Source organism: Legionella steigerwaltii, from assembly GCF_001468065.1.
GTDB lineage: Bacteria > Pseudomonadota > Gammaproteobacteria > Legionellales > Legionellaceae > Legionella > Legionella steigerwaltii.
This window is the reverse complement of sequence record NZ_LNYZ01000013.1, coordinates 640293-661639: the sequence shown is the minus strand read 5'-3', so window position 1 is coordinate 661639 and position 21347 is coordinate 640293. Positions and strand designations below refer to the sequence as shown.

Below are 21347 nucleotides of genomic sequence, written 5' to 3'. Positions count from 1 at the left end.
ATGTTTACTAATCCTTGGGTTTATTTGTTATATCAAATGGATTTGGGCTTTTTATTTCTGCTAATGTAGGCGACTCGGGTTCAAAGGTAGTAGACGATTGAGTTCTTTGAGCAACAGTATCATCGAATGTTTTTAAACCCTCCATTAATTCTTCTTGACTTGCACTGCCAAAAGGCTCTCGACTAATATCACCTTTTATTGTATTGCCTATTGTTTTTTGGCTCCCTTCATAAAATTGGCCATTGCCAGGAGAAAACACATAGTCATCTTTAGGGGAAAAACCAATTTCACTTATAAATGCAGCACTCAATGGGTTTAATCCGCCACAGCAAAATTGTTTTCTGCATTTGGCCTCTTCATCGTAAAATTCCTTTTTTTGTTGTTCATCGCGAAAAGAAAGAACAGGTGGGAATTCCATGAGTAATGCTTCTCGCCGCTGCTTCATTTGCCCATCCTCTTCTTTATTAAGGACTTCTGAACGATAATGATCTATTAAAGGAGATTGTTGTTTGCCTGGAACCAGATTTTGGAAAAAAATCATCTCACTTAATTGAATGGGTTTTTGGTCTTGTTTATTTTGTGTCATGATACCTTTCCTCAATAAGAACTCTAATAGTTTAAAGATTAGCAGTTGTCACATGAAAAGCGAACTGCAATCATTTATCTCATGTTAATTTAATTTGAATAGAGTCCACATATTTTTGTATACTTCGCTTTGTCATGAGAACAGGTTAATTTTATGAATAAGAAAACAATATTCAGAATCACTTTCGCTAATCAAGAAGCAATTTATGAGATTTATGCACGATCTGTTAAAGAAAGTGATATATTTGGGTTTCTCGAAGTTGAAGAACTGGTGTTTGGTGAACAAACTGCATTGGTTGTTGACCCTTCTGAAGAGCGACTAAAAATTGAATTTAATGGTGTAAAGCGGACATTTATTCCCATGCATTCAATTTATCGTATTGATGAAGTTACACAACAAGGAACAGCTAAAGTTAAGGATAATCCAGGCTATGGAAGTAAAGTTAGCCCTTTTCCCGGTACAGGAAAAATAAAAGATTAATGAATGTTCCCTTATAACCCACCTTTGCTCGAGGATCCATATAATGACAATTCCAGATAAAATTAAAGAAGTTTACGAGAAGTCAACTTGCTTGTTCACTACGAATGAAGTTGAAGCCGCACTTGATCGAATGGCGATAAATATACACAAAGAATTGCAAGATCAAAATCCAGTGCTAATTTGCGTTATGGTAGGGGGGTTAGTTCTTTTAGGTAATTTATTACCACGTTTGGACTTTCCATTAGAAGTAGACTACGTACATGCGACCCGTTATCGAGGCGAGACTAAAGGCGGAAATATCGTTTGGAAAGTGAAGCCTTCAGCAAATTTAAAGGGAAGAACAGTTCTTGTGGTTGATGATATTCTTGATGGTGGCGTTACATTGGCAGCAATTATTGATGAAATAAAAAACCTTGGAGCAGAGCAAGTATACAGTGCTGTTTTGGTTGATAAATATACCAAGCGTGTTGTAAATGGTTTGCAAAATGCTGATTTTGTAGGCTTGCAAGTAGAAGATCACTATATTTTTGGTTATGGAATGGATTACAACGAATACCTGAGGAATGCACCGGGTATCTTTGTTGTGCACCCTGAACATGAATAGGGACTGTTTACAATTCTACTATCTTGGCCAAAATAGCTTGATGTTCTGTGCAAACGATGCTCACATATTTCGTGTATGCTGCGCTTCGTTGCTCAAACATCAAGCTATTTTGACTCAAGCTAGCGGATTGTAAACAGTCCCTAAAGAAATATCTACTAGGGCTCGATTTGTCGTGCAGTCCTCTAATTTTCCTTAAGTAACAAACTTATAAAAATCAACTATACTCATCATATATGAAATGTTTGGGCATGTGACATGTGATGAAGACTATATTCACAGAGCACCCGCATTCTGTTAATAAAGTTTATATTCAACTTATATTTTTTGCAGCAAAAAAAAACTGTAAATTAATATTCAGCGGACGTACTTTCTTTACTCATAAGATTTCTCCTTTTATTTCGATCATAAGAACTAAATATACATCCTTATTTTTAAAGGGAGATAATTATGGGTCAATTTAAATTAGTTGTTGTCCAAACTCCCAAAGATGCCAAGGATTTTATTCAAGTTAATGTGAAGATAAATAAAAATAATTCTGATTATATCCGTCCTTTGAATAAAGACATTAATGATGTATTTGATCCACAACGGAACAAAACATTTCAACATGGGTGGATACAACGGTGGATATTACGTGATATGCAGGGTGAGCTTGTTGGTCGAATTGCAGCTTTTATTAACTTACGATATCAAATTATTGCCGATAATTTCCCTGTAGGTGGGATAGGTTTTTTTGACTGCATTTACGATCATCAGGCCGCAAAAATTCTTTTTGACGCGGCAAAAGACTGGCTTCAATTACAAGGAATTGAAGCAATGGATGGACCGATAAATTTTGGCGAACAAGATAGATGGTGGGGATTGCTTGTCGAAGGCTTTCAAAATCCACCGTACCTTATGAATTATAATTTGCCCTATTACCAGGAATTGTTTGAAGCCTATGGATTTCAAGAGTTTTATCATCAACTGTGTTATAACCTTGCTTTAGATGCATCTTTAAAACCAATCTGGTATAAGATTCATTCCAAGTATGAAAATAACCCGGAATTTTCTATTCAACATGTTGATAAAAATAACTTCGGGAATTTTTCGTGTGATTTTAAAGAAGTGTTTTATGCAGATAAGCTCGATCTTGATTTTAACAAACAGCTTAAGTCCGAGCTAGTCTTTGATACGTTAAAAAAAATGTTTCTTTTTTGGGATAATCAATTAATTTTATTAGCCTATCATCGCGAGCGACCTATAGCTGCATTGTTTTCTATTCCTGATTTTAATCAATCAATTAGGTACTTAAATGGGAAGTTTGGTGTTTTGCAAGTCGCAAAACTTTTATGTTTGAAGTATTTCAAGCCCTGTAATAAAGTAATTGGTTTAATACATGCCATTATTCCTGAATTTCAAAAAACAGGTATTACTGTTTACTTAAGCCTCAAGTTATTTGAGAAAATATTTAAATCATCAAAACCTCAGTATACTGAGTATGAAATGAAATGGGCTGGTGGGTTTAATCCCAAGATGCATGAGCAGATGGAAAAAACTGGTTTGATGCATAAAAATAGAGTACTTACAACATACAGATATTTATTTGATAAAAGTAAAAAACTCAAGTCTACTCAACTAATCATCTAGTTGTGATTAAAGCAAGCAAAGGAGTTGAACATGCGATCTGTTGTAGTTACTGGTGTTTCGTCTGGAATTGGATATGCAATAGCTCAAGAGTTAGTTACCCATAATATTAAAGTTTTTGGAAGTGTACGCAATGAAAAAGATGCATTACGGATCAAGAACGAGCTGGGTACACTTTTTGTCCCACTTATATTTGATATAACTGATGAAAATGCAGTTAAGAAGGCAGTGCACGAAGTACGTGAGCAATTACAAGGCGAAAAACTTTGGGGATTAATTAATAACGCTGGAGTTGCTGTTGTTGGTCCTTTGATAGAAACACCGCTTGATGAGTTTCGCCATCAATTAGAAGTGAACGTTATAGGGCAAATCCAGGTTACCCAAGCTTTTATCTCTTTGCTCGGTGCGGAGAAAACTCTAAAAGGAGATTCTGGAAAAATCGTCAACATTGGATCTATATCCGGTAAAATCTGTAGACCTTTTTTTGGTCCTTATTCCATTTCAAAATATGGGGTAGAAGCATTTTCAGATACCTTACGCATTGAATTGATGACTTATGGTATTGACGTAGTACTCATTAGACCGGGAATGATTAATACTTCGATTTGGCACAAAAATGAAGATAAAGTCAGTGAGGATAAACTAGGCCAATCGATTTATGCAAAACCACTGCTTAAATTTAAAAACTATATTTATCATAAAGTGGAACAATCTGCTTTACCCGCAAACAAAATGGGTAACCTTGTATATAAGATTTTATCGAATCCACAGCCTAAAACAAGTTATGTTTTGGTTCCTAATCTCTTTTCAGATTGGATATTACCAATGTTATTACCTAAACGTTTTTTAAACAAAAAAATTGCGAAAGCTCTTGGCTTTTTAAAGAAAGATTGAGTGACAATTCTTTAATATTCTTGTTTTGTTCATAATAAGACTTTCAATCATCTTTTTGATATAGTTGCCTTTTTATTGTCATAATTATGGAGTCTATATATTTTATGAAGCTTGCTTTTTTTATTAGTAGTGTTGGGGATACTGATTTAGCATTAAATACGATTAGAGTGTTAGAATCTCAAGGTAAGCAAGAGGTTTTACTTATTTCATTAACTAAAACAGCCCGAGATCGTGTGGCTGATTTTAATTCAAAGTTAATATCCACTAAAATATCATTGCCCGAATTACTTAACACCGAAAATAATTCCTTCCCAGCAGGTTCCTGCAGTGAGGATCAACTCAATAATTTAGTAAAATACGTGCAAAAGGAGAAGGTTGATCAGGTATATTGTGGTGTCCCATCAGCCAACAGTAAAGTTCCTTTTCAAATCGCGGCCACATTAGAGGATATTCCTATACTTATGGCTTATGAGTTTATGTATAAGCCAGAGACCCATGACTTATGGAGCTATTTACCTGCTTTAAAAAATAAGCCAAACATACACTGGGCTTTGCCCTTGGAGCAGGCTATAACTGACTTTGAAATTAAAGATAAAAGTAAACTACATATTATTGGTCACCTGAGTATAGACAATGCGTTTTCTATAAAACCTGCAATAAATGATGAAGAACTTGCAAATCGCTTGAAGGCAGAACTGGAGAAGTCCGATAAGACTCGAAAAACCTTACAGATCGCTGAAGGAAACTCATTTGCTTTTGTAAGCAGTACCACTCAGCCTGTTGCAATCGATAGTACTTTTTTAAATAGTTTACTTACCGTACTTCCCAAACACCCTAATATGGTAGTTCGTCTTGGTCTTCATCCCGGCATTGAAAATCTTGATGCCTATTTAATTGAAATTCTCAAGATTTATAAAAAACATCAGGATACATGCAAGAGTCAATTTAAAATCATTGTAACAGATAGTTTATTTGCAAAACTTAAAGAACCTGAATTAACTGTTACTAATCCAGATTTTGAACATGTTTTCATAAGAGCAAATGTTAGTGGTAATGAGGCAGCCGCAGCAGCTGATCGCGTGGCTCAGGCAGTACCTGGTGCATTATTAAATCAGGGAGTATTGGAAGGAAAGCCATCTTATACCCACTTTGGTAAACCTTATCTTCCAGAAAAATATTTTTCCAACAGTCTTACAGCATTTTTTTCAGAAAAACGACAAATGGCACGTAGCAAAAAGGAACTGGGGTTAGATGAAAAAACAGCACCTGAATGTTGTGCAGAGATTCTTTTAAATTGTGAAATTTGACGTGTCCGAAAAAAGTTATCTCAGATAAAAAAAACATGGGTTCTAGTATAAGCTTTATTAAAACCGCTGCGACGAACCCATAGAGTCAGTAAATTTTAAAATTCCATGTTTTTATCCAAATTTAATAATTTCTTAATACTAAAAATCTATACTACTTACAAATAAAACATATTGCTCCTTTGTTGCCCCATTCGCTGCTATCAAAGCCAAAGAAAACGAACTAGGGAGCATAAATTGCTTGTATATGGAGAAGTTAGTGTTTAAGAGTAATTACGCTTTAATGTATAAGAAGAAAAAGGATTATTTTACAACAGAAGAATATCAAAGCAATTTAAGGAATTTACCCATAAATGATAATGAAACATTAAAGGCTCTTTTGTTTTCTGCTGTGATGTCAGCAATAGATAGTTATGAGAATGGAACTATTGGCTCAATTTCAAAAAATAGAAAAAATGATAAAGCAGTTATTAGATTGATTTTCACTCATTTTTCAGATGTAGAAGAATGTCGTAAAAAGCTCCAGCTTTATTTTTCTGGGAAGTCGGTTAAAGAAATTTTTAAGACTCTTGCACCAGTAAAGAATCAACAAATCGAAAAATTAGAAAAGCATCAATTCAAAACGGGTCTTATGGATGGGAGTAAATTGGAGGATTATGTTGTTGCTACAGTTGACTCGTTTTATGAGCACATCATCCAACCCTTAATTTATGAATCTAAAGTAAAGAAGGATATTGAAAGTATTAAAAAATCATTATTCGAATCTTTAAAAAATGCTAAGTCAGAAGCTTTACTGATAGAAGGAAATGAGGATGAAATTGAGCAAGATTTTGTAACGGTACAAAAACAAATTGAATCAATACAATCTGAAATAGGTTTGAATTTATTTCTTCAAGGCTACCAAAATGTAAAACCATACGAAAATACCATTGATTATTTCTTTAAGAAAAATATTCAACCCATCTTGGCAAAAAATACTAGATTCAACGAAGAGTATTCTGAAAGACTTATTCAATATGAATTAAAAGATTTTTTAAATTTTCATATTGAAAAATATAGGCGAGAAAGAGGGAGCAAAGAAGATGACCTATTTGATGAATCTATTATTAGACAGTTAAAGGAAAACCCTGATTTAGAACCTTTAAAAGGTAAACAAGTAACCCCCTTGTTAAAAAAACATCTTTTGAATGCCCAAAATGAATTTCAAAAGCATCAAGAACAATTTCCCAATGGACGACAGATAAAAACTAAAATCTGGGAGAAAAGAGAGGGAAAGGCTCATCAATCACCTCAAAAAATTATTATTGCCATGCATGGATGGCGAGACAGTGTTGAATGTTGGAATAATTTGGGTCAAGCTGCCATTGATAAAGGGTACAAAGTATATGCCTATGATCATCGAGGATACGGCTTTGATGATGAACGGATGAACATTGGACATAATAATGATCTTTTATCCATTGATTTTAGAAAATTTGTTAAAGCGGTAAAAGACGAAAACCCAGATGCCGAAATCAATTTGGTGGGTCACAGTATGGGAGGTGCCATTTTACTAAATAATCAGGATTTTATTCATGATAATGACATAAAATCAGTGACTTGTTTTTCGCCTGCAGTAACACCGTCGTTACCATCCTTTTTTAGTGAGTTTCGAAATGCTTTACTCGGTCGAGAAGCTCATGAAGAAGCACTCGCGCGCCAACAAAATAATCAACCACGGTTTATAAAAGCAGGGATTTCACATCCTGGGAATTTATTAAAAATGTTGACTACTTTGCCAAGTCTGCTTTCAATGATGACTCAAGCTTTCAAATCGCTTCAATCACTTATAACCAAAAAAGCGGAATCGCAGGATTTGGTGCAATGGAATATTTTTTACGGCGAACGAGATAAAGCGGTTCCTTTTTCTTCTTTTGACGATGCTAAAGATAAAAATAAAAATAAGAATGTTTCATTTACAGGATACTCTCGCGGCGATCATTTATTAACCCAAGGTCGACATGCAACAGTTGCCTTAGATGCATTTTTTGAAGCAATCGAATCTGAGGAAAGGGATTTAGATCGTAGATCAGGCATAATATATAATTAAAAATAACTGTAAATCCAATCCCCCCAGCAACAGCCGCCCTCAGACTATATGCCCTGAAAAATAGATACAAAAAACTGTTCAATTACAAGAATAGGCTTTCTCTTCTTCCTTATCTGAAGCTGCAATGTTCGTTAGGTTGGGGAGACCAAAGAACATTTGTTGTATAGGAAGAGGGGGCTCAAGCTTCCTCTTGTCCAACCCCTTTTTTGCCATGTTTCTCACATCATCAGTTGTTGCATTAGCACTCATGAATTCTAATTGGGTTAACATTAGTTGCTGTCTTTTCTCATCATATTTATCCCAACCATTGAATTCTTCAGTCACTCTAGCAGCTAACGTTGGATTAATTTTTTCCAATTTTAGAATGACGTCGACGATTAATTGATAGCCTTTGCCTGAAATGGCATGGAATCCATATGGATTTTTAATGAATGTTCCTAATAAAGCATACACTTTATTTGGATTAGACAAATCAAAAGCGGGATGAACCATTAATTGTTCTACTAGTTTTACAACATGCTCTGAGTGAGCTGCTGTTTGCACGTTAAACCAATAGTTAACAGCACCCGGGTCACTTTGCCAGTAATCATAGAAACGTTCTAACAGTTTGCTCGATTGACTGCAGTTATTATTTAAAAGCAAACTCAGTGCAGAGATGCAGTCGGTCATGTTTTTACCTAAGGAATTATTGAATTGTTCGATTAAAGAGCTCTCTGTTTTTTCCTGCTGTACAGAAATTAAATAAGAGTGGCAAACATGTTTTAAGCGTCGTAAACCAGCAGACAAGATATCAAACGATTTGAAAGACGAGTTTTTAGATACAGGTAACTTCTCCAGACTTTTTTGCATCAGTAAAATATCTTCCTTTAATTCTTTTGCCAGCTGGGATTGAATGAGTTGGCGAGCTTTTGCAATTTTTTCAAAATCCTGGTTTTGAAGATTGGAAAATAAAATTTCTTCTGTAGGTATGGATATTAGTTCAGCAAATACCCAATAATTTAATGAACTGGATGCCTCACTGATTAATTTTCGATATACGTTAAAAAATTCAGGCGTGAATGCAAGAGAATTACCGGAGCAATAATCCTTTACCATCTGGGTGATCAGTTTATTTGCTGCTTCGCAACGATTATATAAATTGCTGTCATGCTGCATTAAAAGCAATAACTGTTCTGAACTGTGTGCAAACTCCAATTGAACTGGAGCAGAAAAACTACGTAATAAAGATGGAGTAGGGCGTGAATCAATATGATCGAAATGAAACTTCATTTCAGGCTTATCGACCATTATTGTCATATCCCCCTGAATTTCTTTGCCGTTTTTATTGAGTAGTCCAACAACAATGGGTATAGGTCGGCCTTTTCCATCCTTGGTTTTAAATTTTAAAGTATAACGTTTTGCTTTTTCATCATATTCATCAGTAACGGTTAATTGAGGAATACCTGGTTCAGTAAACCAACGCAAGAAAGGGCCCATATCTTTTCCTGTTGATTTACTCAGTGACTGCAATACATCCTCCAAAGTTACCGCACCACCATCATTATCTTTTAAAAACTGGGTCATTCCTTTATAAAAAGCTTTTTCACCTAAAAAAAGCATCATCATGCGAAAAATATCAGCACTTTTTTCATAAGCAGCAGCTGTATAGAGACTTCTCACATTCGTGTAGGTATCTTGTCTAGGAGCACGCTCGTCTAAATTTTTTCCATCCAGCATCCGAATTAAGTCAGTTCCGAATAAGCGCTCCCGAAACATTGCCGCTCTAAACGTAGTTAATCCTTCTTTAAATGACAAGTTAAACCATTCACGGATGGTTACTCGGTCACCTGACCAATAATGAAAATATTCATGAGCAACAACTTCTAATACTCGTAAAAAATCAGCATCAGTTCGAGTTTCGGGCGTAGCAAATAAATTCGCGGTGTTAAATAAATTTAAGCCGGTTGGTTCCGAAGCACCTGATGCATATTTATCGACGCCGGCGACCATATGTTGTGGTAACTCACATTCCAACTCAAAGATCTCTTCTTCCCAACGCATTGCTTCTTTTAAAGCTTCCTTAGCGAAATCACATTTTGCAGTAGCTGCAGGAGGTACATAAAATTCAATGGGTAGTTCACGGTCAGAACGTGTTTTGAAATAAGTTACAGATTTTTGTAGTTTTCCAGCAACTAATGCAAAAAGATAACTGGGTTTAGGCACTTTATCCAGCCAGGTTACACAGTGTAGTCCATTGTCGAGATCCTTTTGTTCAATGAGTGATCCATTTGAGAGCAATACAGGGTAATCTTCTTTTTTAGCAATAATTGTTGTTTTATAAGTCGCTAGATTATCAGGACGATCATGACAATAAAGGACACGACGCAGTCCTTCAGTTTCGGCTTTAACCAGTACTGTTCCCTCTGTTTCATATAAACCAAACAGGTCTGTGTTTTCACCTAAACGAGTAGTTGTTTCAACTGTAAAAGCGCGACCTTTAGGAATATTTTTGATAATTAAAGAATTTTCTGTTATCTCATACTCTTCTTGAGACAGTTTTTTACCATCGAGCATAATGGATTCTAAGAACATATTCTCGCCATCCAACTCGAGATCAACGGAGTGGGATGGGGATTTTGGATTGGGCTCAATAGTCAATACGGATTTAGATTGAACAGGCTTTTTAGAAAGATCAATCTCTAAATCGATATGTTTTACAAGGTAATCCAGAACCTCATAATCACTTAACCTAAATATCCCGGAATGATTTTTCATGAAAACTCCCTAATTTATGTCAGACTATGGAGCAACAATATAAGATCAAAATGCTTATTTCAACAGAAATAATGGTTTAAGTGGAAAGAGTCGATTCATGGAGATATTTTTCTTGAAAATCTTCCGCACTTTTTTGATTCGCTTGCATGAAATCAAGCAAATGTTTCGATTGAGTAAATGGATTATTTTCGGCATTCCAAGGATGAAAAGCAGTCATATCATGAAAATAGCAAAGCTTGGCTTCAGCGATTTTTAGTGGAAATATAGTTTTTTCGATAACTCCATTAAGTTCCCTAATAATTTCTGTATGGAGTTGTTCCTTAATTTCTTGGGACACTGTTTTATTAGGGCGGGGATAAGCTAATGTAATGTGGAAAATTCTAGGTATCGTTTCTTCGATATTTAACGCTTCGGCCATTTCTTCAATTTGCGCTGCATGCTCTTTGGGCAAAAATATATTCAGCGAAATACACCAACCCGTGTAAATTTCCAACTTTTCAATTGCAGGGTAAATAGGTTTTTTTTGAAGATTTTGTTTTATTTTTTTGTAATGAGGCAGGTTGTTAGTAATAAATTGATCCCATGTGCTTCCTACCTGCTGCTCTGTTTCTAAACTCATGGTAGTCATATGATAGCTATTGGCGGGGAGCGGGGAAAAATAATGCATAATTAATGGATTGTTCTTTAAGGCTTTATAAATTGCGTCACAAAATTCTTTTTGTTCAGGATAACAAGCCGATACCACGGTGACTCCAGGGAATGGTGCGTATTCACCATGCTCATCAACTTTACTTAATTGTCTATGCTCCTGTTTATTTTTAATAGTGAACATTTTTTAAGCTAAGAATAAGGTTTGAATTGATATTACCATGAAATAAGTTTGATGCAAAAAATTTGCGTTCATATTTAATCTATAATGATTATATATAGAGAATGGGTGCTTAGTATTAGGTATTCAAATCAGAGTGTTACCATGACATCGAAATTGAAAGAAATAGAAACCTCCCAAAAATTTGAGGATAAGCGCCTTGATGCACTTTTATCCTTAAAGATTATGGATACATCTCCTGAAGAATGTTATGAACGATTGGTACGCCTTGCCATTGATTTATTTAATATCCCAATTTGTTATATTGCTTTTCTTGATGAAAAAAGACAATGGTTTAAAGCCCGACAGGGTTTGCAAGCGAAGCAAACACCAAGATGCATTGCTTTTTGTAATGTGACCATTCAGAAACATGAACCACTAATCATTAATGATGCATTAAATGATGAACGATTTGCCAATAGTCCTTTGGTGCAAAAGGAGCCTTTTATTCGATTTTATGCAGGCGTTCCATTGACTGATCCACAAGGTTATAATGTAGGTACATTTTGTTTGGCTGATACTTCTCCCAAAGAATTGGATGCAAAACAAATTGAGTTATTATTAAATTTAACTCAAATAGCCAAAGATGAGTTAAGCCTCCGTAAGGCGAACTTCTTATTACACAAAATTAAAAATCAACTTGAAGTACGTAATAAGTTAATTCGAAAGGTATTCAGTTTTTATATGTCTGATGAGGTAGTAAATACAATTCTTAAAACCCCTCATCAAAAATTAGGTGGATGCGAAAATAAAATAACAATCATGTTTTGCGATTTAAGGAATTTTACTCCTTTGTCTGAAGCAATTCCCGGTGAAACCCTTGTTACTCTATTAAATAGCTATTTCAGTAAAATGGTTCCGATAATTGAGAAGCATCATGGAATCGTTGATGCATTCATTGGTGATGCCATTATGGCTATTTTTGGGGCACCATACTCTTCTGGAAATGATTCGCTTCGTGCAATCGCTTGTGCTTTGGAAATGCAAAAGGTTTTAAAGAAACTGAATCAATCCAATAGCAAGAAGAATTTGCCGCAGTTAGAGATGGGAATAGGGATTAATACGGGAGTTGCAGTTGTGGGTAATGTGGGTTCCAAAAAACGAATGCAATACAGTGCTATAGGAGCACCCGTTAATTTATCCTCGCGAATTCAAGATCTCACCCTTGGTGGACAGATATTGATTTCTGAATCCACTTATAATGAAGTCGCAAAAGATATTGAGATTAATGGACATCTAAGAGTAAAGGTTAAAGGAATTCAGTCACCAATTACTATTTACGATGTATCAGAATTAAAGTCGAAGTAACAGAATTTTTAAAGGATTGAGTAACTTTAAACGAGATTTTACTGTGGTTTTCAGATAATAAACTGAAAACCACATCAATCAATTGGTTATCATATTAAAATTTGGGACTCTGGCTATTGAGTTCATCTGAGTTACTTAGCTCATCTGATAAGCCATTTGGAGTAATTCCCCATGGTTTTGCTCCAGATCGCTTGATGGTCAATCCACCTTCTTTTAAGACATCACTAACGAGTGTAGTACAATTATATACTTGACTCTCTTTACTTTGTCTGGATCTGCGATGCAGTTCAACGTCAATAGGGTCTTGTGATACAAATGATGAACTGTCCTTAAAAAATCCAACTAGATTAACATTTGGAAATAGTTGGTAGCCCACATCACCATTTTTAACTTTTTCTTGAGTTTGTTGAAGATGTTGACTCATTTTAGGGTTATTTAAATTCGTAAAATGATAAACATGATCTGGTGGTAATGGCTTCGCATCAAGAATTGGTTTTACTTTAAATGGTGTGTCCATATCGATTGCAGCGTTGTTTTCAGATGCGCCCAATGTTTCCATATCTTCAGATAAATTAGTAGCCACATGTGCTGGTAAAGGGATTACTGATGTTAATCCTGTGGATGGAATACCATTAGGATGAATACTCGCATAGTCGCCAGGATCTTCCTCTTTCATTTTTGGTTGAGAACCGCCCACTTGTATTGCAGCATGACCAACTTTATTTGCGGTCATATTCCAAATATATACCCAAGTATCTTTTGGGGGGTCAGTAGGTTTTATAGGGTTTAAGCCAATAGGACTACTTTCTATGTCTTTTTTTGGAGTTGAATTAGAGGGTGAAGTATTCGCGCTATCATCTTTTTTAGATCTGAGAAATGAAAACATATACAATCCTTTTATTTAGAGAAATTACCTAAACTGCGTAGTGATTATAGGCAGGTATTAAATTTTAAATCAAGTGGGCATTTATTGCGCACCATATTTGGTTTTAAATATGGTGCACTCAATTTAATATTATAACTTGAAGTCACCGCAATATTTTTTCATAAAGTCATCTTTATCTACTTGAGTAAATCCCTTTTCTTTCAATACTGGAGTAAAGAAGCTTGGTATTTTAGGATCTTCAATTTTAATCCCTGTTTTATTGAGAATACCGGTTACTGAACTGGTGCAATTGCCTATTTTCATTTTTGGTACTGTTGGGTGATCGTCATCATATACATGGATACCACACATATCTTCGCCAGGATAACTACCAGTTTCCTTCTTATGTTTTTCTACTGCTAAATGAGCGCCCGCAGCCCCTTTAGTTAGGAATCGCATCCCATTTGCTACTGGATTTGCTTTACCGAAAACAGAGTAAACTTGATGCCCACTTCTTACATCTTGGTCAAGTTTTTTACATCCTTGTTTTCCTTCTTTAAATTGTTGTTTCGATATTGGAGTGGTCAAAATATGATCTGCCTCTGCCACATCTTGAACATGGTCTGGGGCAAGTTGTCCTGGTACTGGTATTGAGCCAAAGGTTAATCCATTAATAATACTTCCGAACATGCCGGGGAAGAAACTCGTAGTATGAATTTGTGTTTGACCATTTTTACTCTTAATAAGCATGGCTGTTGCATGGCCTGGACCATTTTTTTCGCCGGTTTCTTTTACACAGACAACAGCATGATATTCTTCGTTGGGAACAGTTTGCTGTGGTGTTTTAGATGGTTTAGCTTGCTGTTCAGTGTCTTTTGAGTACATTTTCATAACCTCATATTTTAGGCTGTATACGAGGCGTCCATACCGAGCATTTAAAATCACTTTGATGTTAGATTATACATACCGAATATTAACAAATTATTAAATGTGTTTAAATTATGCGCAATTAAATTTAAACTATTCACAGCTTTTGTTATGATCAAAGAATGGTTCGAATAGGTAGATAGAGGAATAAAGAATATATTCTAATAAAGAAATCACCAAAGCGAGTAATGAAGCAACGACTGAGGCATTTGCTCGCAATGCAGCAGAGTCTAAAAAAATGAGGAGCCGCTTTGTTGGGTTGCGCAACGCTTAGCACCAACCTGCCCCTTAGCCCTAATCAATGCGTTAAACTACAAGATTAACCGTTTAATGTATTTTGCTCTTCACAAGCATTTTATTTGTTAAAGCAATTGCTAATGCGGAAACAAGTAACGTTAAATGGATAATTACTTGCCACATTACAGAGAAGTTACTGAGTTTATTGGGATCAATAAATGTTCTCAATAGGTGAATTGACGATATACCAATTAATGAAAGAGCAAGCTTTACTTTCATAGCTCCTGCGTCAAGATGATCGAGCCATTCGGGTTGATCGGGATGTGAGTCAAGAGCAAGGGGAGAAACAAAGGTCTCATATCCGCCCATAACAACCATAATAAGTAGATTGGCGATCATCACGACGTCAATTAAATCCAAGACACCAAGCATGATGAGGGTGTCATCAATACTATTGAGATGGATTATCAATTCAAATAATTCATGGATAAAGCGATAAACATATACAGCCAGTATTAAAATAAGGCCTAAATACAAAGGAAGTTGCAACCATCTTCCCATAAAAATAAACTTGGTAATGCCTTTTTTTAAATTGTTCATAAAACTTACACCATATATTGATTAAGAATTTTCTTTCCAGTTCCATCGAATATTACTTCGTTTTTATTTTATCTAATAGTGCCAAATCTAAAACAAATCTATTCAGAAATGCAATAAAATCTGCCTTATTTTTAGTTATGTTGTGAAACGAGTCAGCTTATCATTGTATTCTACGGCTTTATGGCCCGAACGCTATATTAAAGAGCAACTGTCTATGGAACAACCATAAAACGTACAATCCTTTATCGCTAATTTTTTCCTAAATGAAAAATATTCTCCTGTGTTTAATCCAATATGTAATTCAGATATGCAATGCATCTTTCAGAGCAGGATAAACTTGCTCTAAAAAATTAATTTATTAGTTGATTTGGCTTAGAAAGTAAATTATTGGTCCTTTTGCAGTCGGATTAGCACAATGTAATCCGGCTGCAAAGCACAAGTCACAATTTGAACTTCATTAAGCGAACTAAGGTGCTTCGGTAACAGTAATTACTGAAGAAATACCTTGTGCTTTCGTATTTGGATTATACATTGCTTCCGCATAAGCGGGGGGAACAATGTACTTTCCTATATTAACTGCTTTTATTTTATAAACAATTTCTTTAGCCGCAGACTCAACCCCACCAAAGAAATTCACTCTATCTTCGCGTACATCAACAAAATCCATTGTATTATTTTTTACAGAGTCGCTTACTACCTCAAAGCCACCAGGTAGCAGATCTTCAATTGCGATATTAGATAAATAATCATTATCTAATGCTCGAATTTGAATATGTACCTCAATTTCACTTCCCAGAACTGTTGAATTAATCGCATTTCCTTTTGCATCTCTGTATTCTCGGAAAATTTCTAAACCTTGTTTTATAGGGTTTTTTGAAATTTCCCGATTAAAACCAGACTGCATTAATTGGTAGAAAAATGTTTTCTTATCCGGGTTATTAAAACGGATTTTTAGCACATCAGGATCAATATCAGTTTTTTGATAGTTTGCATTAGCCGCAGGGACATCAACCTCTTTATTATTAGCCATTATTTTTGTCATCGACAAGGCTGAGGTGGATGCATTGGATAAATTGGGATAAGCCCCTAAGGCAAGACTTGTAAATCCGGATAAAACAGTATTAATCTCGTCATTATTGACTGCTTGAACTAAGCGATTGAGTAACTCATCACTTACCTGTGGCAAGAGGTTAGGGAAATGCTTCGCTACAAGATACAAATATTGAGCATCTGCAATTGCGCTACTATAAAAATCAGTAACATAAGCCCGATTATTTTGCGGCTTATACAGACCAATTAACTGATTTGCTTCATCATGACTTTGTAGTAGTTGATACGATGCAGCAATATAGGCTGTCGTAATATCCGTCTTCCATGCATTAGTCTTATCTTTTTCCAGATAGAGTTGCAGGTTAGCAAGATAATTGGTTGTTACAATTTCATTGCGGGTTAAAATATAAATGGCGTACGCTTGAATTCTTGCAGCATCCATATCGGATACATTCTGACTTGCCAAGGTTTTAAGATAATTAATTCCATTAAAGAACAAATCATTTGGAACATTAAATCCCTGGGATCTTGCCTCAGTAAGGAAATGCATCGCATAAACAGTGGCGAAATCATTACCTTGATTATCACCAAGTCCTGGCCAATAACTAAAACCGCCATTAGACATCTGACGTTGGCTTAGCATTTGAATTGCAGCGTTTACTTTTTCATTAACTTGTTTTGTTTCTTGAGCAAAACCAGTTTGATTGTTCATTGCCAATAAAGGTAAGGCTTTACTGGTTAATTGTTCGGTACAACCATAAGGATAATTGTCCAGATAACGTTGTAAACCAAATACCAGAATCATAGGGCTAGTAGAAACAGTAGCGCTCGCTTTGCGATATTCTGGGAACAGCGTTTGCATAATGTCCAGAGTTTTTTGAGCATCTTCTGATTTTCCACTGGTAATGTAGGTACTAAGCGTCGTAGCGGGTCTGACACTCAGTGTTGCACCCATTGTACTTGATTTATCACCCATGCCGGCTTTGAAACTTAATTGGGCTGCTCCTAGAAGGGATTTAGCCTTTAATTTAAAATGAACCGTTTGTTCATGACCTTCAGCGATTTCCAGCGTTTGTGCAGGTGTTCCGATGATTTCAAGTTCAGGAGACGCAGTCAAAACTATATCTACAAGCGCATGTTCCCCTGAGCCTTTAACATTATTCGCAACAGATGAAGAGATTTCAAATTCATCTCCAGGAGCGACAAAGGTTGGAACATTGGGGTTAATAATGAAATCACCGCGAATTTCGGCAAAAGTATCTTTGGAGCCAACCGAATCAGATGACACGGCTACTGCCATGACTCGTAATGTGCCATTAAAATAATCAGGAACTTGATATACTAATTGGTGATTGTTTGAATCTGTATCAACAATTCCTGACCAATAAGCTACAGGCAATTCAGTTTTCCGTTTAAAGGGATTAAGGCGACTCGCCATTCCTTCTTCACCGTTATCACCTCCAACGGCAGAAAGTTCACGATCTTGAATAAATTTTGGCATGATTTGATCCACAGTTTGCTGGGTCAAAACCTCAAGAGCATGTTTCTGGAAGAAGAACGATAAAGGATCTGGAGTCGTATAGCGTGCGACTTGCAGAATCCCTTCATCGACCGCAAAGACAATAATTTTCCCAGGTTTATCTGTATGATAATCTATAGTAAACGGCTGGCCAGGACGCGCAACCGCTGCAGTTTGTAGATCTATTTTTATGTTGTGACTCTCGTGATTAACCGCGAAAGGTACAACACTATAGCTGAGTGGGCTTATGAATATTTCTGGTGAATTCCAATCACGTATAAAAGCAACATTGATGTATGCATCTCCTTGAAAATCAGCAGGTATATGGATGGTTTGTACGGAATTAGTTGTATCAGTTTTGAACCATTGTGCCGCGTAAACCTTATCACGTTCTATAGTAATCAAACCTGATCCTGTATAAGGCGCAGTAATTTGTATCTCTATATCTTCATTCGCTTGATATTCCGTTTTATTGAGTTTAATCGATAATTCGGCATTCTTCGCTAAGGGTTGTTGACTTGCACCAACTATACTAAATTTTAACTGATTAAGTACTGTATTATCCTTCCCAAGTATACTTAAGGAAAAATCACCAATTTGTTGCGTTGGCAAGGTGTAATCAGTACCTTGCTCGGAAATGTTAAAGGGAGTAGTGCTGACTATGGTGGATTGAATAACTGACTGATATTGATAAGTTCCATCCGCTTTTTTAACTAGGGTTGTGACCGGATGTAGTGAAACAAGTTGTATTTTTAAATCTTTGATTTCTTGTTTATTTAATTCAGGATTAATCCCAATGTAATTAACACTTCGAGTACTGTTTTGCTTAATGAAGGATAAATCCCCATCTGGCTTATATCCTATAAAATAGGGCAGGGGACTAATTAAGGTTTTGGTTTGGCTTGTTACACTACGGCCACCTTCTGATTCAAAACCTTCAGCAAAAAATGTTAATTGATAAGTCGCTTTTTCAAAACGATCGAGATTCAAATCAAATTCAGCTTCACCTTTATTATTTGTTTTCGCATCATTCAATGATTCTGTGAAGACCTTAGGTGGTTTCTTCGGATCCAACAGAGGATCAACAAAGACGTAATCGGGATATTTATCGAATTGAACTTTTTGTGGTACTAATAAAACTTTAGCACTCACTTTGCGATCCGCAGCAGGAGCGCCATATAAGTTCCAAAGACTTACTTCTCCTTTTAATCCTGTAGGTGAACTCCATCCAGCAGATGGTTTTGGAGATAAGGTCGTAGTGATTTTCATTCTATCGGGCAAAAATTCAGAAATACGAACAGTCGTAGATCCGAGTAGATTTTGTGGATATCCATCTTTGACCAAATACAAATTGACCATATATTGGCCAGTTGGCGAGCTGGTATTTGTTGTAAAATCCAGGTCCATGTAGCCTAGATCATTAAGCGTAATTTTTTCATCTTTGATTGTTGTTCCTCTTGAATCAACCACAGTCGCTTGTAATGGTAAACCCGCCGGCTGGGGTTGGGCAAAGGCTTGTTTGACAATCATGCCGATATGAACTGCATCTCCGGGTCTGTAGATGCCTCTATCGGAGAAAAGATAAGCACTTAAACTGTGCAGCTCTTGATTGTTTGTATAAAGGCCGCCGATGTCAAACTTGGAAAAATTCAGCTGCCTATTCGCATTATTGAAAGGAATAAATGAGACATCATTATTCAATTGAGCTAGATATACCGTAGGTTCCCTATCATCAATAAAGTCTTTTAAAGGTGGGAACGTAACGCGTCCTTGAGCATCACTGACACGTGATAAAATGGGCAAGCCATTTTTTCCTAAAACAGTTACTGTTGCATTGGCAACAGGAGCTCCCTGCGTTATAGAGTTAACGAATACGTCATGACTACCGTCTTGGTTGTCTTTTACTAATAAAGCCAGATCAGTAATCAATATCATACGACTTGCTTTTACATCTAGTGCAGATTTATTGTGAACATCCCAGCCAGTAGCTTGTAACAAAAATAGTCCTTGCGGCCCCATGGTGTTGGTATTCATCGTTAGATATTTGCTGAAATCAAGTGCAGTATATTGTTGCTTCGCTAGATCAGAAATATCAAACTCTTGAATCTCCGAAGAAATTTGACTGATATTTTGTTGATTAAAAGTGGGATTAATAAAATAGGGATTATTAAAATCACCTTGGGTTTGAGTTACCAATTGATTGATATTTTCTGGTAGCACACGTGCGAAATCAAACTTGACAGCAGGTACGCCACGTACCAGGACAGAAAGTTTTTTCTCTCCACTTAAAGCCAGCAGTGAACCTTTATGTAAGAAACTGATCTCTTTAGGTATCGCAGGTACAGGAATAATCGCTGCATACTCATTGCCCAAAGTAAAATCACCAAAGCTCCGCATTCCTTTATCAATTTGAATGTATATGTAGCGAGGTGCTTCTGTTTTAAATTTAAAGCTATGTAAGGTGGAATAGTTTTGTTCTGTAGGGATAGCTTCTTTTGCCATGGGTGTTGCCAAAGCAAGAACAGCTTGTGTTACTTCCCCTGGATTTTGCCATTGGTAATTCTCTTTGGCAGCTTCAGCAGTGGTTGCGGGACGATCTTTAGGTAGCAAATAAATATGGACTGATTTATTAAATTCGCTCTCATTTACTCCTAAAGATGTTTCAACAGTAAGAACTTGTTCCGGTCTATCTTTATCATTGCGGACGATGGAAGCTGAAGCAGAAAGAACTTTAAGGAAGTCTTTAGCACTGGGAATTAACAAATTTTGTGATTGATCTTGCAGTAAATGGCCGGAATTAGTTGATGAGGTAACGTTTTGATTTAGTGTTAAACGCAAAAAGCGTGCTACATCAGTTATCTTTATTGTTTCTGAGTGCAGGTAAGCTACACGTTTATTTTTATCGTAAGTAAAGGTAAACGGAAGATTTTCACCAGTAGAACCCGATTTTGTTTGATACACTAAAGATGTATTTTTTTCTAAAGTTTGAGGATTAACTGGAAAATTGAACTCTATTGTTGCTACAGCATTCCTTACTTCAGCATGTACTGGATCTTGATAGAGTTTAAATTCATTAATTTTGGCAGTAAAGGGGTGGGTAGAAAAATAAAGCTTATGACTTTCCATTTTTGCATTCGGAGCAAAAGCACTGTCAGCAAAAAGGATTGTATATTTTTTTCCTGCAGGCCAATCCTCTGAAGGAGTAAAAACCAATTGACTGTCAGTATTCCATGTCCACGTTCCAGGTATTTTCGGAGTTATTACTATGCCTTCGGCCGTTTTTCCAATCAGATTAATAGGAGCAACAGATTGATTAATAAATCCGTTATTTTTTATACCAAAATCAATAATCAAATTGTTGGGAACTAATTGTTCCTCAGTATTTGGCGTGATATCTGGAACTGTGATCTGGGCGGTGGTATAGATTGGTTTTGGTAAATTTTTATACCAGTATAAGGAATAGCCTGCTGCAATTAAAATAAGAACGATTAACAGGCTACCTCCCCAAAACTTTTTGGGAGATGATTTTGACTTAGTACATAAGTAGCTTACCCATGGTGGGCTTCGCCAATTTAATTTGCCAAAAACAGATGAAAACGCATTGAGTAGCATAGATAGCGGATTTTTATTCATCAT

Annotated in this window: 15 protein-coding genes; 8 read left to right on the top strand and 7 right to left on the bottom strand. The window is 36.0% G+C overall.

Translation table 11 applies throughout. From position 1 onward, the window contains the following. Window positions 1-7: 7 nt before the first annotated feature. Window positions 8-586 carry a hypothetical protein gene (locus Lstg_RS10700; RefSeq protein WP_058477650.1) on the bottom strand — a complete coding sequence of 193 codons (579 nt, stop codon included), beginning with the start codon at window positions 584-586 and terminating at the stop codon, window positions 8-10. Window positions 587-739: 153 nt separating this feature from the next. On the opposite strand from Lstg_RS10700, the gene Lstg_RS10695 reads away from it, so the two are divergent. From Lstg_RS10695 to Lstg_RS10670, 7 genes are all read left to right on the top strand, one after another. After that, on the top strand, window positions 740-1066 hold the full coding sequence (locus Lstg_RS10695; RefSeq protein ID WP_058477649.1) for a DUF1820 family protein: 327 nt from the start codon (window positions 740-742) through the stop codon (window positions 1064-1066). 43 nt (window positions 1067-1109) lie between these two features. Then, window positions 1110-1670: a hypoxanthine-guanine phosphoribosyltransferase gene (locus Lstg_RS10690; RefSeq protein WP_058477648.1), complete on the top strand. Its 561-nt coding sequence runs from the start codon at window positions 1110-1112 to the stop codon at window positions 1668-1670. 260 nt (window positions 1671-1930) lie between these two features. Then, the gene (locus Lstg_RS18180) at window positions 1931-2131 is read left to right on the top strand and encodes a DUF6356 family protein (protein ID WP_415583209.1); all 201 of its coding nucleotides are present in this window, start codon (window positions 1931-1933) and stop codon (window positions 2129-2131) included. Further along, on the top strand, window positions 2118-3299 hold the full coding sequence (locus Lstg_RS10685; protein WP_058477647.1) for a hypothetical protein: 1182 nt from the start codon (window positions 2118-2120) through the stop codon (window positions 3297-3299). The genes Lstg_RS18180 and Lstg_RS10685 overlap by 14 nt, the downstream gene beginning before the upstream one ends. Window positions 3300-3329: 30 nt before the next feature. After that, window positions 3330-4190 (top strand): SDR family NAD(P)-dependent oxidoreductase, encoded by an 861-nt coding sequence (locus Lstg_RS10680; protein ID WP_058477646.1) that lies wholly within the window; start codon window positions 3330-3332, stop codon window positions 4188-4190. A 104-nt stretch (window positions 4191-4294) separates the two neighbouring features. Then, window positions 4295-5497, top strand: coding sequence for a hypothetical protein (locus Lstg_RS10675; RefSeq protein WP_058477645.1), 1203 nt, complete (start codon window positions 4295-4297; stop codon window positions 5495-5497). A gap of 256 nt (window positions 5498-5753) precedes the next feature. After that, entirely contained in the window at window positions 5754-7583 is a 1830-nt protein-coding gene (locus Lstg_RS10670) for an alpha/beta fold hydrolase (protein ID WP_162264078.1), read from the top strand. 78 nt (window positions 7584-7661) lie between these two features. Here the strand turns inward: Lstg_RS10670 and pepN are convergent, their stop codons facing one another. Continuing rightward, window positions 7662-10337, bottom strand: coding sequence for an aminopeptidase N (pepN, locus tag Lstg_RS10665; protein ID WP_058477643.1), 2676 nt, complete (start codon window positions 10335-10337; stop codon window positions 7662-7664). A 76-nt stretch (window positions 10338-10413) separates the two neighbouring features. Further along, a complete protein-coding gene (locus Lstg_RS10660) occupies window positions 10414-11169 on the bottom strand; it encodes a DUF1868 domain-containing protein (protein ID WP_082650831.1) in 756 nt (251 codons plus the stop codon). Window positions 11170-11310: 141 nt separating this feature from the next. Here Lstg_RS10660 and Lstg_RS10655 point away from each other — a divergent pair, with 141 nt between their 5' ends. After that, the gene (locus Lstg_RS10655) at window positions 11311-12513 is read left to right on the top strand and encodes an adenylate/guanylate cyclase domain-containing protein (protein WP_058477642.1); all 1203 of its coding nucleotides are present in this window, start codon (window positions 11311-11313) and stop codon (window positions 12511-12513) included. 94 nt (window positions 12514-12607) lie between these two features. Here Lstg_RS10655 and Lstg_RS10650 read toward each other — a convergent pair whose 3' ends face one another. The 4 genes from Lstg_RS10650 to Lstg_RS10635 form a co-directional block, all read right to left on the bottom strand. Next, window positions 12608-13399 (bottom strand): hypothetical protein, encoded by a 792-nt coding sequence (locus tag Lstg_RS10650; protein WP_058477641.1) that lies wholly within the window; start codon window positions 13397-13399, stop codon window positions 12608-12610. A 129-nt stretch (window positions 13400-13528) separates the two neighbouring features. Continuing rightward, window positions 13529-14263 carry a hypothetical protein gene (locus Lstg_RS10645; RefSeq protein WP_058477640.1) on the bottom strand — a complete coding sequence of 245 codons (735 nt, stop codon included), beginning with the start codon at window positions 14261-14263 and terminating at the stop codon, window positions 13529-13531. Window positions 14264-14632: 369 nt separating this feature from the next. After that, window positions 14633-15142, bottom strand: a complete 510-nt coding sequence (locus tag Lstg_RS10640) for a TIGR00645 family protein (protein WP_058477639.1) — start codon at window positions 15140-15142, stop codon at window positions 14633-14635. A 466-nt stretch (window positions 15143-15608) separates the two neighbouring features. Beyond that, on the bottom strand, window positions 15609-21344 hold the full coding sequence (locus tag Lstg_RS10635; protein WP_058477638.1) for an alpha-2-macroglobulin: 5736 nt from the start codon (window positions 21342-21344) through the stop codon (window positions 15609-15611). Window positions 21345-21347: the final 3 nt, after the last annotated feature.

Bases quoted from the DNA above. Each gene is read 5' to 3' on its own strand.
- Lstg_RS10655 (WP_058477642.1), top strand. From the start codon at position 11,311: ATGACATCGAAATTGAAAGAAATAGAAACCTCCCAAAAATTTGAGGAT.
- Lstg_RS18180 (WP_415583209.1), top strand. From the start codon at position 1,931: ATGAAGACTATATTCACAGAGCACCCGCATTCTGTTAATAAAGTTTAT.
- Lstg_RS10650 (WP_058477641.1), bottom strand. From the start codon at position 13,399: ATGTTTTCATTTCTCAGATCTAAAAAAGATGATAGCGCGAATACTTCA.
- Lstg_RS10640 (WP_058477639.1), bottom strand. From the start codon at position 15,142: ATGAACAATTTAAAAAAAGGCATTACCAAGTTTATTTTTATGGGAAGA.
- Lstg_RS10685 (WP_058477647.1), top strand. From the start codon at position 2,118: ATGGGTCAATTTAAATTAGTTGTTGTCCAAACTCCCAAAGATGCCAAG.
- Lstg_RS10660 (WP_082650831.1), bottom strand. From the start codon at position 11,169: ATGTTCACTATTAAAAATAAACAGGAGCATAGACAATTAAGTAAAGTT.
- Lstg_RS10700 (WP_058477650.1), bottom strand. From the start codon at position 586: ATGACACAAAATAAACAAGACCAAAAACCCATTCAATTAAGTGAGATG.
- Lstg_RS10695 (WP_058477649.1), top strand. From the start codon at position 740: ATGAATAAGAAAACAATATTCAGAATCACTTTCGCTAATCAAGAAGCA.
- Lstg_RS10635 (WP_058477638.1), bottom strand. From the start codon at position 21,344: ATGAATAAAAATCCGCTATCTATGCTACTCAATGCGTTTTCATCTGTT.
- Lstg_RS10675 (WP_058477645.1), top strand. From the start codon at position 4,295: ATGAAGCTTGCTTTTTTTATTAGTAGTGTTGGGGATACTGATTTAGCA.
- Lstg_RS10680 (WP_058477646.1), top strand. From the start codon at position 3,330: ATGCGATCTGTTGTAGTTACTGGTGTTTCGTCTGGAATTGGATATGCA.
- Lstg_RS10645 (WP_058477640.1), bottom strand. From the start codon at position 14,263: ATGTACTCAAAAGACACTGAACAGCAAGCTAAACCATCTAAAACACCA.
- Lstg_RS10690 (WP_058477648.1), top strand. From the start codon at position 1,110: ATGACAATTCCAGATAAAATTAAAGAAGTTTACGAGAAGTCAACTTGC.
- pepN (WP_058477643.1), bottom strand. From the start codon at position 10,337: ATGAAAAATCATTCCGGGATATTTAGGTTAAGTGATTATGAGGTTCTG.